Here is a 16,322-nt window from a genome sequence, read left to right as displayed (position 1 = left end):
GCCGGGACGACGGCGGTACACCGCCACCATCGGCCCGCCGCCGCGATCCCGCCACCGGACGGCGCCCTGGCGGGCGACCGGCCGCCGGATCGTCACGGAGCTCCCACCCGGTGTTCACGGGGCGTCGTGGCGGTGCGCGGTGACGAAGTACGGCTGCACCTTGCCGCTCTGCGCGTAGTCCTTGAGCCGGACCAGCAGTTCGGCCCAGGTGCCGGCCACCGCCGGGACGCCCTCCTCGCTGCCCGGCTGCCAGCCGCCGTGCCGGAACAGCAGCCGGGTGCGCTCGGCGGCGGGCTCGGCGGGCTCGTCTGGCCGGTCGGGGGCGGCGGGCGCGCCGGGCCGGTCGGGCTGGTCGGCCAGCTCCCAGCTGATCCAGGTGCCGGCCCAGTGCGGCGGGAAGGAGCCGGCGTTGGTCCACACCACCCGGTCCCGGTCGGCCCGCTCCACCCGCAGCCGGAACGGCTCGGGGACGTCGGGGAAGTCGAACAGCAGCACGTCGCCGTCCCGGTCCACGCCGGTGGTCCACCAGGCGGTCAGCCCGTCGTGCGTGGTGAGCGCGGCGAGCACCACGTCCCGGGGGGCGGCGATGTCGAGCTGGAGGGCGATCTCGGACATGGGGGTCCGCCTTTCGGTGACCGCGCGGCCCCGCCGGGGGCCACGGGCCCACCATGGCACGACCCCCGGGCCCGCGCGCCCCGGAAGGTGCCGGCCCGGGGGTCGTCCCGGTGCTCGGGTGGTCCCGCGTCCCGCGGCGGGCGGGGTCAGCCGCCGCTGCCGTAGCTGGTGTTCGCGCAGATGTCGTCGTCGGCGGAACGGGCCTCGTTGGTGATGGTGGTCGGCAGCGGCTGCGGGGGCGCCGGGACGGCCGGGGTGGCAGCGGACGGCGCGCCGGCGGCGGGGGCGGTGGCCGCCATCCCCATCGCGGCCGCGAAGTCCTGGCCGGTGATCACCGAGATGCCCCGAGCGCCGCTGGGCTCCAGGCTGGCGCCCGGGAACAGCGCGGCCACCTTCTCGGCGTTCGCCTTCTGCCCGGAGCCGTACTCGATCGTGGTCGTCTTGTACTTGGTGCTCGCCGCCTGGCCCGCTGTGCTGGCGACGAACTTGGCGGCCTTCAGCTGCTCGGTCGCCTTGCCGGCCAGGCCGTTGAAGGTCGTGCCGTTGTAGACCGCCACCCTGATCGACGAGTTGGCGGTGTCCGCTGCCGGGGCGGCCGGCGTGGTGGGCTGCGCGGGCGGCGGCGGGGCCGCGCTGGTGGTGTCCGGGGCGTCCGGCTGCTGGCCGGTGGCGTTCTGGCCGTCGATGGTCTGGTCGGCCTTGAGGGTGTCCCAGAGCTTCTTGGCGTCCGCCTGGACGATGTCGAGGTCCTGGTCCTGGGTGCGGTAACGCCAGGGCACCGTCACGAACTTGAGGTCGTGCATGTCGATGTTCTTCAGCGACAGGCCGAAGGAGAGCAGCTTGTCGGCGGAGTCCAGGCCGGGGTCGACGACCAGGGACTTGGTGGCGGCGTCGGCCAGCGGAAGGAGGGTGGTGGGGTTCATCCCGTCCTTCTTGATCTTGCTGGCGAGCGAGCCGAGGAAGGCCTGCTGGCGCTTCATCCGGCCGATGTCCGAGCCGTCGCCGATGCCGTGCCGCAGCCGGACGTAGTCGAGCGCCTTCTGGCCCTCCACCTTCTGCTTGCCCTGCGGGAGGACGAGGTCGCCCTTCTTCTTCAGGTTGGGGTTGATGTCGCCCTCGTAGATCGGCTTCGGCAGGCAGATGTCCACGCCGTTCACGGCCTGGGTCATCGCGGAGAAGCCGTTGAAGTCGACCACGAGGGTGTGGTCGACGCGGATGCCGGTGAGCTTCTCCACCGTGTTCTGGGTGCAGGCCGGGTTGCCGTCGTCGCTGCCCCCCAGCGAGAAGGCGGAGTTGAACAGGTCGGTGTTGCCGCCCTTGGTCCACTTGCCGTTGGGCAGCTTGCAGGACGGCAGCTCGACCTTGGCGTTGCGCGGGATCGAGATCCCCACGGCGTGCTTGTGGTCGGCGTAGACGTGCAGCAGGATCGTGGTGTCCGAGCGGGCGCCGCCGTCCTCGCCGCCGCCGAGGTCGGCATTGTTCTTGCCGCGGCTGTCCGAACCGATCAGCAGGATGTTGACCGGCTTGTTGCCGTCCGCGTCGGCCTTCGCCTCCGGGGGGCGGTTGCGGGCTATCGCATCGGCGTCGAAGGACTTGATGTTGCCGTTCAGCTTGAGGTAGATCGCACCGCCGACACCGGCGATGACCACCAGCACGCCCGCCGTCGACCAGGCGACGATCTTCTTCACGTCCTTCTTGGGCTTGGCGCTCTTGCGCGCCGCGGCCCGGCCGCCCGTCGTTCCCGCCGCCGCGTCCGTCGTACCGCCACCGCCGCGGCCGCCCCTGCCCTGGGCGGCGCGGCGGGCCTCGGCCCGGCCGCCGGCGCGCGGGGCGGGCACGGAGCCCGCGGGGTCTTCCGTCGCGGGCACGCCTTCACCCCGAGCCGGGCTCTCGCCCCTCCGACCTGACATGCGCGTACCTTTCACCGACGGAAGCGACGCCCCTGACGATCCGGCGCACCGCACACAGAGAGACGGTCCGGACCGTTCCCAGGTTGCACATACGACCGTCACCACTAACCGACGATCGTGGCTTCCGATCATATTTAGGCCCGACACGATCACCGACCCTCGGCCCTCGGACAACCCCGCCGACCGGCGGGCAACACCCCCGCAGAACAGCCGAAAACGCCCGATTCCGACGTGACCCATGCCACTTCACCGGCGCCTCGCCGACGCCTCGCCGACGCCGGAATCCGGCCACCGGCACGACCCGTGGGGCACCGCGGGCGCCAGGGCCGACGGCGGCGCCGGAACCGTCCGCGGCCGGCCCCGGGCCGCTCCGCCACCGGACGCCGCACCCCGACGCCGTCGCGGGCACCGGAGTTGAGCACCCGGAGCACCGGCGGCCCGCCTCGGACCGGGCGGTAGCCGTAGTGGTGAAGGTGAAGGTGGCGGTGGCGGTCGCGGTGCGCGACCCCGGGCGGCGGCGGGACACCCGCGCCGGGGAACGACGGAGGCCGGATCGGAGATCGCCTGATCCGGCCTCGGTGCGGTGGGCCACCAGGGGCTCGAACCCTGAACCTACGGATTAAAAGTCCGCAGCTCTGCCAATTGAGCTAGTGGCCCGCGGCCCCCGCGCGCCCGGGGTGCCGGGTGGAAGGACCACGGCGATCCTACCCGGTGGGGCCCAGGGCTCCGCCAGTGGATTGCACGGGCGTGCCGGGGTGGTGGAGCGGGACTTGAGGCGGGGTGTAGTGGGCCGCGCGGACCCGGCGGAGCCAGGCCTCGACGGGGCGCGGGTCGGGGGCGGCGGGCAGCACGCCGGGGCCGGCGAGGCGCTCGGCGGCGTCGGCGAGCAGGCCCTCCGCGAGGGCGGGGCGGTCGGCGATGCGTTCGCCGAGTTCGCGGATGCGTTCGGGGTCGGGCAGCCGGATCAGGTTGTGGCCGGTCCCGTGCAGGCGGACGGCCTGCTCGACCAGCCGGACCAGGTGCCGGGCGTGCTTGGCGGCCCGGCGGCGGGTCGCCGGGTCGGTGGTGTCCCGGGTCAGCAGCTTGCGGAACTGCTGGTCGGCGTAGCCGAGGTAGGCGTTGCGCACGGCCGGCGCACTGAGGAACGCCGAGCGCAGGCCGACCAGTTCGTCACCGAGCGGGGTTCGGACCTCGTACAGCCCGTCCGGCAGCCAGACCAGCTCGGAGGCGGTCGGGTTGCAGCTCAGCGCCAGCCGGCACCACTTGGCGGCCTCGTGCAGGGTGACGTCGGGCGCGGTGCCGACGTGGGACTCGGCGGGGCGGCGCAGGCCGTGCAACTCCTCGGTGGGGGTGGCGAACAGGCCCAGCCGGTCGACGTCGGAGCCGGCGTGGGCGAAGCCGTACGCGGTGGAGCCGACGATGCCCGAGAGCAGGACCGTGCCGGGCACGCCGGGCGCGCCCGGCAGACCGGGAACAGCGGGGACGGCGGACATCGGCGGGCTCCTCTCGGACGGACGGGCGGACACCGCGTCCTCGTTCGGGCATCCTCGCCGGAGCGGGCCGCGCCGGACGAGCGAATTCCGGTCCCGGGGCCGCCCGGCCGCCGATACTGGGCCCCATGGAGCAGCAGCACCCTCACCCCGACGACCCCGCGGAGGCCGCCGAGGCCGTGAAGCTGCGCGCCTGGTGGTCGCACCGCCAGTGGCTGGACCACCCGCGCACCGGCGCCTCCGCCGCCGAGGTGCTGGCCGCCACCGGCTGGGCCCGCTCGGTGGGCGGCGCGGCGCCGTACCTGGGCCTGTTCGCCCGGGCCGGGCTCGGCCGGGCCGCGGTGGACGCGGCGGTGGGCCGGCTGGAGGTGCACGAGCTGCCGTCCGCGCGCGGCTGCACGTACGTGCTGCCGGCCGCCGACTTCGCGCTCGGCCTGGCCGCCGGGGCGGCCGCGCCGGCCGGCGAACTGGCCGCCGCGCAGAAGCACCTGGGGGTCGGCCGGGACGAGGTGGAGCAGCTCTGCCTGGCCGTCGAGCGGGTGCTGTCCGAGGACCGCCCGCTGGACCCGGCCGCGATCCGCGAGGCGGTCGGCGACGCCGTCCGGCCGCTCGGCGAGCCGGGGCGCAGGCGCGGCCTCACCACCACCCTGCCGCTCGCCCTCGGGCTGCTGCAGTCCCGCGGCCGGATCCGCCGGGTGCCCGTCAACGGCCGTCTGGACCAGCAGCGTTACGGCTACGTCGGCTGGGACCAGCCGGTCGCCGGGGACGCCGTCGACCTCGCCCGCCGCTACTTCTCCTGGGCCGGCCCGGCCACCCTCCGGCACTTCCGCTGGTTCTCCGGCTTCACCGCCGCCACGGCCCGCCGGGCCGTCGCCGAGGCCGGCCTGGTGCCGCTCGGGCCCGGCTCGGAGCTGCTGGTGCCGCCCGCACTCGCCGAGGAGTACGCCGGGTTCGAGGTGCCGGACGAGCCGCACTACACCCTGCTGGCCGGCATCGACGGCATCCACCTGCTGCACCGCGACCTGCCCCGGCTGCTCGACCCCGCCGACGCGGCCCGCCCGCTGCCCGCCGGCCGGGCCGGGCGCGTCTTCGGCACCGGGGCGGACCCGCAGACCCACGTGGTGCTCGACCGCGGCCGGATCGTCGGCCTCTGGGAGTACGACACCCAGCGCGCCGAGCTCGTCCTGCTGCCCTTCGTCCCGCCCGACGACGCCCTGCGGCGGGCGGCGGCCCGCACCGAGGCCTTCGTCCGGGACGAACTGGGCGACGCCCGCGGCTTCGGCCTGGACTCGCCGAGGAGCCGGGCCCCGAAGATCGCGGCCCTGCGGGAGGCCGCCGCGGGTGCCCCCGGCCGGGCCGCCGGGTAGCGTACGGGCCATGCCGACCACCCTGACCGACGAGGTCCTGATCGTCACCGGCGCGAGCCGCGGCATCGGTGCCGCCACGGCCCTGCTGGCCGCCCGCCGCGGCCACCGGGTCTGCGTCAACTACCGTACGGACGAGGGCGCGGCGGCCACCGTGGTGGACGCGATCCGGGCCGAGGGCGGCACCGCCCTGGCGGTCCGCGCCGACGTCTCCCGCAGCGCCGAGGTGGAGCGGCTGTTCACCACCGTGGACGACGAACTCGGCCCGCTCACCGGGCTGGTGAACAACGCCGGCACGCTGGAGAAGCAGTGCCGGCTGGAGGAGATCGACGAGGACCGGCTGAGCCGGATCTGGGCCGCCAACATCACCGGCCCGTTCCTGTGCGCGGCCCAGGCCGTCCGCCGGATGTCCACCCGGTACGGCGGGCGCGGCGGCGCCATCGTCAACGTCGGCTCGGCCGCCTCCCGGATCGGCTCGCCGAACGAGTACGTCGACTACGCGGCCGCCAAGGGCGCGGTCGACTCGATGACCCGCGGCCTCGCCCTGGAGGTCGCCGCCGAGGGCGTCCGGGTCAACGCGGTGCGGCCGGGGCTGATCCACACCGGGATCCACGCGCTCGGCGGCGAGCCCGGCCGGGTCGACCGGGTCGCGCCCGGTCTGCCGATGCGGCGCGGCGGGCGTCCGGAGGAGGTCGCCGAGGCGATCCTCTTCCTGCTCTCCCCGGCCGCCTCGTACACCACCGGGGCGTTCCTGGAGGTCTCCGGCGGGCGCTGAGCGGCCGGTCGGACACCGGCGCCGGCTGGTTCGGGCCGACGTCGTCCCGCCACCGGGCGGCCCCCTGCGGTTTCCTTCCGCCCGCCCGCGCCCGCCCGTACGGTGGTGCCATGACCGACGTCTTCATCGACATCCCCGGTGTGCGCAACTTCCGCGACGCGGGCGGGATCGGCGCCCTCCGCCGGGGCGTGCTGTACCGCTCCGGGTCCTTCCACGCCCTCACCGAGGACGGCGCCCGGCGGCTCAGGGCGCTCGGCCTGCGGACGGTCTTCGACCTGCGCAGCGCGGTCGAGCTGGAGGTCTGGCCGGACCGGCGGCACGGCCTCGACCACGAGGCGTTCAGCCTGCCGACCCTGCCCGCCGACCGCCAGGACGCCGGGCGGCCCTGGCCCGAGGACCAGGCCGCCCTCTACCCCTTCATGGCGGAGACGGCGGGCCCCTCGCTCGCCGCCGTGGTGCGCCGGCTCGCCGCCCCGGACTCGCTGGCCGCCGTCGTCCACTGCGCCGTCGGCAAGGACCGCACCGGGCTCACCATCGCCGTCGTCCAGTCCCTGCTGGGCGCCTCGGAGGCCGAGATCACCGCCGACTACCTGCTCTCCAACATCGGGCTCGGCCTCGACAAGGGCCCCGTCCCGTACACCGACGAGACCGGCGCCGAGCGCGTCTCCCGCCCGGTCGGCGCCGAACTCCTCGCCTCCTCCCTGGCCTGGATCCACGACCGCCACGGCACCGTCTCCGGCTACCTCCGCCACCACGGCGTGACGGACGCCGAGCTCGACGCCCTGCACGCCAACCTCTCGGCCTGACCGGGCCTCAGCCCTCCCGGCGCTCGAAGCGCCACCACTGGGCCGGGACGTCGGCGTCCTCGCGCTGGTGGACGTCGGCCTCCGGGGTGTCGCCCGCCGACAGGGGCTTGCCGCTGACGAAGCTGGTGACCGTGTAGGTGCCCGGGGCGTCGGTGTGGGCCTCCAGCAGCCACTCCTGGGCGCCGAAGGCGTTGGCGGACCACTGCTGGATCCGGGCGCCGTCCTCCGTCGAGGCGCCGGTGACGTCCAGGCGCCTGCCGCTGCCGACGTTCTCGATGTGGAACAGCGCGCCGCCCGGGTGGACGGCGGTGAGGCGCCAGAGCTGGGCGTCACCGCCGTCGTCCGCGCCGAGGACGATCCGGGCGCCGAGGCGCCGGGAGGCGTCGGCGACCCGCAGCAGCAGGCCGCTCCCGACGTTGCGGACGAGGTAGCTGCCGTCGGTGATCGCGGAGTCAGTCACGGCCGAAGTCTGCCACCGGGCACCGACAGGCCCCGGACCGACCGGGGCGGGCCGGGCGCGGAGGAGTTTCCGCCGGACCGGCCCGGCCCCCTATGCTGCGGCGAATGTCCACCGAGCAGATACCGCCGCACCGTCAACAGCCCACCTTCACCGAAGCCGTGACCGCCCTGGAGGCCGCGGTCGCGGCCGGGGACGAGGAGCGGTTCGGGCCCGCCCTCGGGCTGGTCGGCGGGCTGTTCGGCGCGGCCGACCCGGCCGAGCGGGTGGCCGCCGGCCCCCGGCTGGCGGCGCTGCTGCCGGACGCCCCGCCGTTCCCCCGCGCCCACCTGGCCATGGTGGTGGGTGCCTGCGTGGAGCACGGCGCCGACCCGGTCGCCTGCTCCGGCCCGGTGCTGGCCGGCCTGCGCGGGGCCCTGACCGGAGCCCAGCTGCTGGTGCGGCGCTGGGTCGCCACCGGCGGCGGGCCGCTGCCCAGTGCGGAGGAGGACGATCCGGCCGAGGCGCACGAGCGGATCGCCGACCCGGCGCACCTGGACGACTGGCACGCCCACCTGGCCGTGGTCGCCTGGTGGACGCTGCACCTGTGGCAGCAGGCCGCCTGGGCGGTGTACACCCACGCCGAGGTCCGGACCGAGGCCCGCGCCTCGGGCGTGACCGAGGTGGTCCTGGAGCTGTTCGACCGCTACCAGGGCGAGCAGCACGACTTCAAGGGTCTGGTCCACCTGGCGCTGATGCTGGACGACGAGCCGCTGCTGGTGCTCGACCGCCCCACCGGCACCGGCTACCTGCTGCGGATGAGCGGCCTGAGCGACACCTTCCAGCTGCACACCCTGCTCGCCGACGTGCTGATCGGCGGCGGCCACCTGCCCGGCACCCCGCAGGACCGCGAGGTGGTGGCGCTGGCCCGGACGGCCTACCTGGACGGCCGCCGGCTGATCGCCACCGGCGCCTTCAACCTGGTCGCGCCGGACGGCTCCTGGATCTGGAACGAGGGGACGCCCAGCGACATCCCGGTGGTGGACGGCGTGCGCACCCTGGTCCTGGAGCCGCTGCCGTACGAGCGGAGCTGGTCGGCCGGGCGGTTCATCCAGGAGGTCCCGGGCGACCTGCGGCTGGAGCGGGTGCTCGACCCGGCGGAGGCGGCACGGCTGCTGGCCGCCACGGTGCCGGGGCAGACGCCCGCCGAGGCGTTCCGATAGGAGGACCGGCGGCAGTCGCGCAAGGCCCGGAGGCGTTCCGCCGGGAGGCCCCGGGCGCTCCGCCCGTTCAGCGGGTTAGGGTCGGAGACCGACACGGCCCAACGCGCCTACGAGTGGAGTCGACGATGGCGAAGGTCCCCAACGTGCTCGCGGCCGCCGCGCCCGCCGCGCTGACCGCGGCGAGCGGCCTGGTCGGCGGTTACGGCGCCGCCCGCTGGAGCGGCCGGCGCGAACTGGGCGGCGCGGTGCTGGCGGTGGCCGGCGCCGGGGCGGCCGCGCAGTGGCGCCGCAGCTCGGGCACGGGCACCGCGGCCGCGCTGACCGGCCTGTACGTGGCGGCCTTCGGCGGCTCGCACCCGCTGGCGAAGCGGATCGGCGCCTGGCCGTCCGTCTTCGCCGTGACCGCCGTGGTCGCGGCGGCCTCGACGGCCGCGACGGCGCTCTCCGCCCGCCGGAGGTAGCCCGCCGTTCCGGGGGCGGCAACGCTGCCGGACGGTCACCTCGCGCCGAACCGGGCCTCGAAGGCGGCCCGGTTGGCCGAGACCGGCGAGCGGTCCCAGACCGCGAAGACCACCGCGTCGAAGGCCGCCCCGTACCGGGCCAGCGCCCCCTCGAACGCCTCGGCGACCTGCGCCGGGTCGTTGCGGAACACCCCGCAGCCCCAGGCGCCGAGCACCAGCGTGCGCACCTCGTGCCGGGCCGCCGCCGCGAGCACCCGGACGGCCCGCTCGGCGAGCACGCCCCGGACGTCCGTCCCGGCCGAACGCCGCTCCAGCTGACCGGCGTTGGGCGCGGGCGAGGTCAGGAAGGTGACCGGGTACGGCTGGGCCAGCAGCTCGCCGCGCCCGTCCCGGATCACCGGCACCGCGGGCGAGACGATCACCCGGTGGCTGTACCGGACGTCGGCGGAGGCCCGGTGCGCCTCGTAGTAGTCCGGCGCCTCCAGCAGGCAGCTGTACAGCAGCGCGCTGCGGCAGAGGTCCTCCTCCTGGGCGCGGGCGCCGCGCAGGTAGCCGCCGCCGGGGTTGCGCGCGGAGGCGAAGTTCAGCACCCCGACCGGGCCGGCCCCGGCCTCGACCAGTCGGCGGGCGGCCTGGACGCTGCCCTCGGCCGTCACCTCGACCCGCCCCTCCGCCGGGCCCGGCCCGCGGTCGCCGGCGGCCAGCAGCGCGGCCAGGCCGTCCGGCGCGTACGACACCGTGCCGGCCTTCGCCGCCGCCAACTCCTCGCCCACCCGCACGAGTTCGCCCCCGGCCGTCCGGTAGCTCCCCCGCGCGGCGATCTCCTCGTTCACCCGTGCCACGTCGTGCAGTCTGCTGCTCATGACGGCGACGCTACGGGACTACCGCGCACGGGCGCCACAGGTTATTCTCACTCCCAGAACAACGCCTCGGGGGGCACGGCGAGGTGTTCGGGGGAACGCGAAGGGCCCGCTCCGGGGGACGGAGCGGGCCCTTCGTACGTTCAGCGCGGCCGGCGGTCGACTACCGCCGGTGCGGCGTCAGTTCTTCCAGCGCGGCTTGCGGTCGTCGCCGCCGAAGGAGCGGCCGCCGCGGTCGTCGCGGTCACGGCCGCCACCGAAGCCGCCGCGGTCACGGTTGAAGCCACCGCGGTCGGACTGCGGACGGCCGCCGGAGCGGTGGTCGTCGCGGCGGGAGAACGGACGGCTGCTGCCGCCGCGCTCGTCGCGGTCCCGGCCGAAGGACGGGCGGTCACCGAAGGAGCGGGCCGGACGGTCGCCGAAGGAGCGGCCGCCGCGGTCGTCGCGGTCGCGGTTGAAGCCACCGCGGTCGCCGCCGCGGTCACGGTCGAAGCCGCCCGAGCGACGGTCGTCGCGGTCACGGCCGCCACCGAAGCCGGCACGGTCGCGGTTGAAGCCGCCGCGGTCGCCGCCGAAGCCGCCCGAACGGCGGTCGTCACGGTCGCGGCCGCCACCGAAGCCACCCGAACGACGGTCGTCGCGGTCGCGGTTGAAGCCACCGCGGTCGCCGCCGCGGTCACGGTCGAAGCCGCCCGAGCGACGGTCGTCGCGGTCGCGGCCGCCACCGAAGCCACCGGAACGGCGGTCGTCGCGGTCGCGGTTGAAGCCGCCCGAACGGCGGTCGTCCCGGTCGCCGCCACGGTCGCGGTCACGGTCACGGCCGAAGGCCGGACGCTCGCTGCGGGCCTCGCGGTAGGACGGGGCGCGCTCCTCGGTCTGCGGCGCGGCGGCCTCGGCGACGGCCGGAGCGGCCTCGGTCGCGGCCGACTCGTCGGACCCGCCCTCGGCGGCCGGCTCCTCGTCCTCGATGCCCAGCTCGGCCCGCTCGCGCGCCGCACGGGCGGCCAGGCGGTCGGCCTCCTCGCGCAGCTCGGCGGCGCGGCGCTGCGCGCGCTCCAGCTGGCGGGTCATGTCGGCGAGCTCGCGCTCGGCGGCACCGGCGATGTTGGCGGCGCTCTCCGCCTGGACCTCGGTCAGCGAACGGGCGCCGGTGATCTTGGCGACCTCGGCGTCGAAGGCGTGGTCCAGGATGTGGCGCGAGGCGTCGACGCCCGCGTCCTCCATCAGGCGGAAGACGCCACGGCGCTGGTGCGGCAGCACCAGGGTGACGACGGCGCCGGAGCGGCCGGCCCGCGCGGTGCGGCCGGAGCGGTGCAGGTAGTCCTTGTGGTCGCCGGCCGGGTCCACGTTCAGGACCAGGTCGATGCCGTCGACGTGGATGCCGCGGGCGGCGACGTCGGTGGCGACGACGACGTTGGTGTAGCCGTCCTTGAAGTCGCCGAGGACGCGGGTACGGGCGCCCTGGGTCATGCCGCCGTGCAGCGCGTCGGCCTTCACGCCGGCCTCGATCAGCTGCTCGGCGACGCGGTCGGCGCCCATCTGGGTGCGGACGAAGATGATCGTGCGGCCCTTGCGGGCGGCGATCGCGTTGGTGATCGGCGCCTTGTCCTTGGGCTTCACCACGAGGATGTGGTGGGTCATGGTGGTGACCGCGCCGGCCGACGGGTCGACCTCGTGGGTGACCGGGTTCTTCAGGTAGCGCTTGACCAGGGTGTCGATCTCGTTCTCCAGGGTGGCGGAGAACAGCAGGCGCTGGCCGCCGGCCGGCACCTGGTCGAGGATCTCGGTGACCTCGGGCAGGAAGCCCATGTCGGCCATCTGGTCGGCCTCGTCGAGCACGACGGTCTGGACGTCGGCCAGCTTGGCGGAGCCGCGGTTCAGCAGGTCGCGCAGACGGCCGGGGGTGGCGACCAGGATGTCGACGCCGCGCTCCAGCGCGTAGATCTGGTTCGACATCGAGGTGCCGCCGCAGACCACCTTGAGGCGCAGGCCGAGCACCGAGCCGAACGGCTCCAGGGCGTCGGCCACCTGCATGGCCAGCTCACGGGTCGGGACCAGGATCAGGCCGCGCGGGTGCTTGGGCTTGGTGCGCTCGCCGTCGGCGAGGCGGGTCAGCAGCGGCAGGCCGAAGCTGAGGGTCTTGCCGGAGCCGGTGCGGCCACGGCCCAGCACGTCCTTGCCGGCCAGGGCGTCCGGGATGGTCGCGGCCTGGATCGGGAACGGGGTGGTGACGCCGCGCTTGGCGAGGGCGCGCACGACGTCGTCGTGCAGGCCCAGGTCGCCGAACGTGATGGTGGGCTCGGCGGCCGCCTCCTCGGGGGCCTCCACGGCCTCGGCGATCACCTCGTCCACGGCGGTGTCGTTGGTGTCGTCGGAGTCGGTGACATCGGCGGCGGCCTCGTTCGCGGGCATGGCGAAGCGGGCGTCGTCAACGAGAGACATGCAAAACCTTCCGGAAGTGGCACGCGCCAAAGTCCGGGGTTCTGTTTCACAACCGCCTCTATGCGGTCAGCCACGGATCGCCGGAACGCGCCAAGGGCGCCAGTGGGATTAGGGCGCCAGTCAAATGGATCAAACGAACGATCTACCACCATAGACGAACCTGAGGATCGGAGGCAAATGCCCTGGTCGATCCGTTATTGCCCGGCCGCCCGGGGAGTCGGGGCCGAGGAACCGGAGCTGCCGGCGGTCGGGTCCGGGGCCGGTGGCACGGTCGCGGCGGGCGAGCTGTGCTCGGGCGCGGGGGTGCTCGACGGGCGGCTGCTCGCGGTCGCCGAGGGCGTCCCGGCCGAACCGCCGCCGGAGCGGCCCTCCCCGGTGCCGCCCGCCCCGCCGGCGCCCCCGGAGGCCGTCGTGCCACCGGACCCGCCCGTGCCCGCGCCCGGATGCGGCACGGGACTCGTGTTCGCACCGCCCGCCGAACCGCCGCCCGGACCGCCGTCGGGCGCGCCCGACCCGGGCACCGGCACCAGCCCGGCCACCGCGCCGTTCGCCCCCGGGGCCGCCCCGCCGGACTGCGCGGCGGCCCCGCCCGGACCGCCTTCGCCCTGGAGGCCCCCCGCCCGCTCCGGGCGCCCCGAGGCCCCGCCCGGGTGCCCGGCGCCCGGCGAGGCAGAGGGCCCGCCGGTCGCCCCCGGCCGCACCGCCGGACCGGCCTGCCCGACCGGCGCCACGCCGTGCTTCTCCTCCGCCGCCGGACCGACCGACATGCACCCGGTCAGCCCGAGCCCGGCCACCGTCAGCAGCGCCGCCGCCCGTACCGCGCGCGAGGGCGGGACCGCCGCCGCCCGCCCCGGGGCCGTACGCGCCGCGGCCAGCCGCACCCGCACCGCCCGTACCGCCCGCACCGTCCGTGCCGCCCGTACCGAAGCCACTGAGGTCCCTCTCTACCGCCCCACCCGGGCCGCCCACTCGCGTGCGGCCGCTTTCGGTGCCCAACGCGCGCCCGGCCCGGCGGGACACGGGCAGCGCCCAAGCTCGCCCGGCGGGGCGGGGGCGCGGCGGGAGCGGCGGGGGGCTCCGGGCCCGGTCAGCCCCAGAGCGCCGCGGCCAGCTCCGCGCCCGCGTACACCGCGGCCAGCCCGGCCAGCACGCTGCCGGCCGCGTTGGCCAGCGCGTACCGCCCGGCGCCGGTCTCGGCCAGCCGCAGGGTCTCGTACGAGAAGGTCGAGTAGGTGGTCAGCGCCCCGCAGAGCCCCGTCCCCAGCAGCAGTTGGACCTCCGAGGAGGCCGCGCCCGCCGCCACCGCACCGGTCACCAGTCCGAGGACCAGGCAGCCGACCACGTTCACCGTGAACGTGCCCCACGGGAACACCGAGTCGTGCCGGGACTGCACCGCCCGGTCGGTCAGGTACCGCAGCGGCGCGCCGACCACCGCGCCCGCCGCCACCAGCAGCCAGTTCACTCCGCCGTCTCCCCCCGGCCCCGCTCCCGGCCCGGCTCCTGCTCCTGGCCCTGGCCCTGGCCCTGCTCCTGCCCCTGCCCCCGGCCCGCGTAGGTCACGACCTCGCAGCGGTCCAGCAGCACCAGGCCCTCCGCCACCATCCCGTCCAGCTGCGGCAGGAACGCCCGCACCCGCTCCTCCCGGTCCACGATCACCACCGCCACCGGCAGGTCCTCGCTCAGCGACAGCAGCCGCGTGGTGTGCACCAGCGACGAGGCCCCGAACCCCTCGATCCCCCGGAACACGCTCGCCCCGGCCAGCCCGGCCGCCCGGGCCCGGTGCACGATCTCGCTGTACAGCGGCCGGTGGTGCCACCGGTCGCTCTCCCCGATCAGCACGGTCAGCCGCAGCGCCGGCCCGCCCAGCCGGCTCACCGCGCGCCCCCGGCCCGGTGGACCAGACGCCGGGTCAGCCCGGCCGCCGCCCACACCGCGAGCAGCGCGCCCAGCAGCGTCAGCCCGAGGTACGCCACGGCCGGGCCGGGCCGTCCGCCCTCCAGCAGACGGCGGACGTCCACCGCGTACGTCGAGAAGGTGGTGAAACCGCCCAGCACGCCGGTGCCGAAGAACGGCCGCACCAGCGGATGCGCCTGGCGCCCCTCGGTGAGCACCACCAGGAACACCCCGATCACCGCACAGCCGACCACGTTGACCAGCAGCGTCGTCCACGGGAAGGCCGTCGGCCCGGTCTGCCAGCCGAGCCCGGCCGCGTACCGCGCGGTCGCCCCGATCGCCCCGCCCGCCGCGACCACCGCCACCGCGGGCCCCTGCCCGCGCAGCACCGGCGGCCGGCCCCGGGCCGGTGCCGCGACCGGCGGCGTCCGGACCGGACCCCCCGCCGCGGGGCCGTCCGCGGCGCCGTCCACCGCGTCCTCCGAGGTCGTCATAGCCCCATCAAACACCGGCCTCCGCCACCTGGCACACCGTCATCCGACACCGGACAATGATCCGGTGGAGATGACCCGGGAAGAGTTCGAGACGCTGGTCGCCGACGCCCTCGACCAGATCCCCCCGCAGCTCGCGGCCATGATGGACAACGTCGCGATCTTCGTCGAGGACGAACCCGATCCGAGCGACCCCGAACTCCTCGGCCTCTACGAGGGCACCCCGCTCACCGAGCGGGGCGAGTGGTACGCGGGCGTCCTGCCCGACCGCATCCTGATCTACCGCGGCCCCACCCTGCGCCACTGCGACACCCGCGAGCAGGTGGTCGAGGAGGTCCGCACCACGGTCATCCACGAGGTCGCCCACCACTTCGGCTTCGACGACCACGAGCTCGACGAGCTCGGCTGGTCCTGACCCCCGGCCCCCGCTCCGACCCGCCCCACCCCCACCCGGCCGAAACCCGTTTTGGCGATCCGCCCCGCATCCCATATGCTTCTCGACGTCCCCGAACGCTGGGAAACAGCGGGACAGGCCACAAGCCCTCATCGTCTAGTGGCCCAGGACGCCGCCCTTTCAAGGCGGTAGCACGGGTTCGAATCCCGTTGGGGGCACGCAGTACCGTAGTAAAGTGCAGTGCGCAAGACCGCAAGACCCTGAGTGGTTCGCCACTTCTAGGTCCCGTGGAGCAGTTGGTTAGCTCGCCACCCTGTCAAGGTGGAGGTCGCGGGTTCAAGTCCCGTCGGGATCGCTCGTCTCGCAAGAGACGGTGCAGTACGGCCAGGTAGCTCAGTTGGTACGAGCGTCCGCCTGAAAAGCGGAAGGTCGCCGGTTCGACCCCGGCCCTGGCCACAACCGGAAGCCCCCGTAGCGAATTCGCTACGGGGGCTTCGTCGTACCACCGGCCGGGCGGCCGACTACGCTGGGTGTCCGGTACTGGTGGATTCGGTTCGTTCGGCTCAGGAGGCTTCGCGCTCATGACCCGGGAACACTTCGAACTCCTCGAGGAAGCCCGCAGGAGCCTGCCCGACGGCTTCAAGGTCGAGCTCTCCGGGGACACCATCACGATGATGGTGAGCCCGTCCGGGATCCACCAGCGCAACCTGCTGGTGGTGCGTCGCCAGTTCGACGCGCACACGCCGGCCGGGCTGCTGCCGAGCGAGAACACCGACCTGGTCTCGCCGAACGTCGGCAAGAGCCGCAACCCCGACCTGACGTACCTGCCGGACGAGGCGCTGGCCACGACCGACAACCAGGTGCCCGCCGAGCTGGCGGCGATCGCGGTCGAGCTGGTCTCGCCCTCCAACCCCGAGAACGACTGGGTGGGGAAGCTGCGCGACTATCCGCTGATGGCCATCCCGCTGTACCTCCTGATCGACGCCCGGGAGAAGACCGTCACCCTCTTCAGCAGGCCGGACGCCACCCGGTACCACCGGCGTGAGGACGTCGCCTACGGCGAGACGCTGCACATCCCGGAGCCCTTCGACTTCGACCTGGTCACCGACGGGCTGCTGCCGTACTGACGCCGGCCGCCCCCGTTTCCCCCCGGAGGGGGAGG

The 16,322-nt window shown here is 75.2% G+C and carries 15 protein-coding genes, 4 tRNA genes and 1 pseudogene; 10 read left to right on the top strand and 10 right to left on the bottom strand.

Translation table 11 applies throughout. The annotated features are described in order from the left end of the window. Positions 1-114: 114 nt before the first annotated feature. The 4 genes from ACFY0X_RS29495 to ACFY0X_RS29480 form a co-directional block, all read right to left on the bottom strand. Positions 115-615, bottom strand: a complete 501-nt coding sequence (locus ACFY0X_RS29495; protein WP_387759071.1) for an SRPBCC domain-containing protein — start codon at positions 613-615, stop codon at positions 115-117. Between the two features lie 146 nt (positions 616-761). Further along, positions 762-2,483, bottom strand: coding sequence for an LCP family protein (locus tag ACFY0X_RS29490; RefSeq protein ID WP_387759070.1), 1,722 nt, complete (start codon positions 2,481-2,483; stop codon positions 762-764). Between the two features lie 626 nt (positions 2,484-3,109). After that, a tRNA-Lys gene (locus ACFY0X_RS29485) sits at positions 3,110-3,182 on the bottom strand. Between the two features lie 47 nt (positions 3,183-3,229). Then, complete coding sequence (locus ACFY0X_RS29480; protein WP_387759068.1) at positions 3,230-4,018, bottom strand: DNA polymerase beta superfamily protein; 789 nt, start codon at positions 4,016-4,018, stop codon at positions 3,230-3,232. Between the two features lie 125 nt (positions 4,019-4,143). Here ACFY0X_RS29480 and ACFY0X_RS29475 point away from each other — a divergent pair, with 125 nt between their 5' ends. From ACFY0X_RS29475 to ACFY0X_RS29465, 3 genes are all read left to right on the top strand, one after another. Then, positions 4,144-5,382 (top strand): DNA glycosylase AlkZ-like family protein, encoded by a 1,239-nt coding sequence (locus tag ACFY0X_RS29475; RefSeq protein WP_387759066.1) that lies wholly within the window; start codon positions 4,144-4,146, stop codon positions 5,380-5,382. 10 nt (positions 5,383-5,392) lie between these two features. Continuing rightward, positions 5,393-6,154 (top strand): SDR family oxidoreductase, encoded by a 762-nt coding sequence (locus ACFY0X_RS29470; protein ID WP_387759064.1) that lies wholly within the window; start codon positions 5,393-5,395, stop codon positions 6,152-6,154. A gap of 110 nt (positions 6,155-6,264) precedes the next feature. Continuing rightward, positions 6,265-6,960, top strand: coding sequence for a tyrosine-protein phosphatase (locus ACFY0X_RS29465; RefSeq protein WP_387759063.1), 696 nt, complete (start codon positions 6,265-6,267; stop codon positions 6,958-6,960). A 7-nt stretch (positions 6,961-6,967) separates the two neighbouring features. Here the strand turns inward: ACFY0X_RS29465 and ACFY0X_RS29460 are convergent. Then, a pseudogene (locus ACFY0X_RS29460) lies at positions 6,968-7,426 on the bottom strand (RICIN domain-containing protein); the annotation flags it as partial. A 98-nt stretch (positions 7,427-7,524) separates the two neighbouring features. On the opposite strand from ACFY0X_RS29460, the gene ACFY0X_RS29455 reads away from it, so the two are divergent. Next, positions 7,525-8,619: a hypothetical protein gene (locus ACFY0X_RS29455; RefSeq protein ID WP_387759061.1), complete on the top strand. Its 1,095-nt coding sequence runs from the start codon at positions 7,525-7,527 to the stop codon at positions 8,617-8,619. A gap of 125 nt (positions 8,620-8,744) precedes the next feature. Then, entirely contained in the window at positions 8,745-9,080 is a 336-nt protein-coding gene (locus tag ACFY0X_RS29450; protein WP_387759059.1) for a hypothetical protein, read from the top strand. Positions 9,081-9,115: 35 nt separating this feature from the next. Here ACFY0X_RS29450 and ACFY0X_RS29445 read toward each other — a convergent pair whose 3' ends face one another. The 5 genes from ACFY0X_RS29445 to crcB (ACFY0X_RS29425) form a co-directional block, all read right to left on the bottom strand. Beyond that, entirely contained in the window at positions 9,116-9,943 is an 828-nt protein-coding gene (locus tag ACFY0X_RS29445; RefSeq protein WP_387759058.1) for a TIGR02452 family protein, read from the bottom strand. A gap of 177 nt (positions 9,944-10,120) precedes the next feature. After that, entirely contained in the window at positions 10,121-12,382 is a 2,262-nt protein-coding gene (locus tag ACFY0X_RS29440) for a DEAD/DEAH box helicase (protein ID WP_387759056.1), read from the bottom strand. A 1,087-nt stretch (positions 12,383-13,469) separates the two neighbouring features. Continuing rightward, positions 13,470-13,844 (bottom strand): fluoride efflux transporter CrcB, encoded by a 375-nt coding sequence (gene crcB, locus ACFY0X_RS29435; RefSeq protein ID WP_387759054.1) that lies wholly within the window; start codon positions 13,842-13,844, stop codon positions 13,470-13,472. Then, on the bottom strand, positions 13,841-14,257 hold the full coding sequence (locus ACFY0X_RS29430) for a DUF190 domain-containing protein (RefSeq protein WP_387759052.1): 417 nt from the start codon (positions 14,255-14,257) through the stop codon (positions 13,841-13,843). Before ACFY0X_RS29430 ends, crcB (ACFY0X_RS29435) begins: the two co-directional genes overlap by 4 nt. Then, on the bottom strand, positions 14,254-14,769 hold the full coding sequence (crcB, locus tag ACFY0X_RS29425; protein WP_387759051.1) for a fluoride efflux transporter CrcB: 516 nt from the start codon (positions 14,767-14,769) through the stop codon (positions 14,254-14,256). The genes ACFY0X_RS29430 and crcB (ACFY0X_RS29425) overlap by 4 nt, the downstream gene beginning before the upstream one ends. Positions 14,770-14,839: 70 nt before the next feature. Between crcB (ACFY0X_RS29425) and ACFY0X_RS29420 the strand changes: the two genes are divergently transcribed. The 5 genes from ACFY0X_RS29420 to ACFY0X_RS29400 all read left to right on the top strand — a co-directional run bounded on the left by ACFY0X_RS29420 (position 14,840) and on the right by ACFY0X_RS29400 (position 16,287). Next, complete coding sequence (locus ACFY0X_RS29420; RefSeq protein ID WP_387759050.1) at positions 14,840-15,181, top strand: metallopeptidase family protein; 342 nt, start codon at positions 14,840-14,842, stop codon at positions 15,179-15,181. A gap of 124 nt (positions 15,182-15,305) precedes the next feature. Beyond that, a tRNA-Glu gene (locus ACFY0X_RS29415) sits at positions 15,306-15,378 on the top strand. A gap of 63 nt (positions 15,379-15,441) precedes the next feature. After that, positions 15,442-15,515: transfer RNA gene (locus ACFY0X_RS29410), tRNA-Asp, on the top strand. A gap of 27 nt (positions 15,516-15,542) precedes the next feature. Beyond that, a tRNA-Phe gene (locus tag ACFY0X_RS29405) sits at positions 15,543-15,616 on the top strand. A gap of 125 nt (positions 15,617-15,741) precedes the next feature. Next, positions 15,742-16,287, top strand: a complete 546-nt coding sequence (locus ACFY0X_RS29400) for a Uma2 family endonuclease (protein WP_387759049.1) — start codon at positions 15,742-15,744, stop codon at positions 16,285-16,287. Positions 16,288-16,322: the final 35 nt, after the last annotated feature.

The sequence above is a fragment of the Kitasatospora sp. NPDC001547 genome, assembly GCF_042894165.1.
GTDB lineage: Bacteria > Actinomycetota > Actinomycetes > Streptomycetales > Streptomycetaceae > Kitasatospora.
The sequence above is the reverse complement of the archived record's forward strand: the minus strand, read 5'-3'. Positions and strand labels throughout refer to the sequence as shown.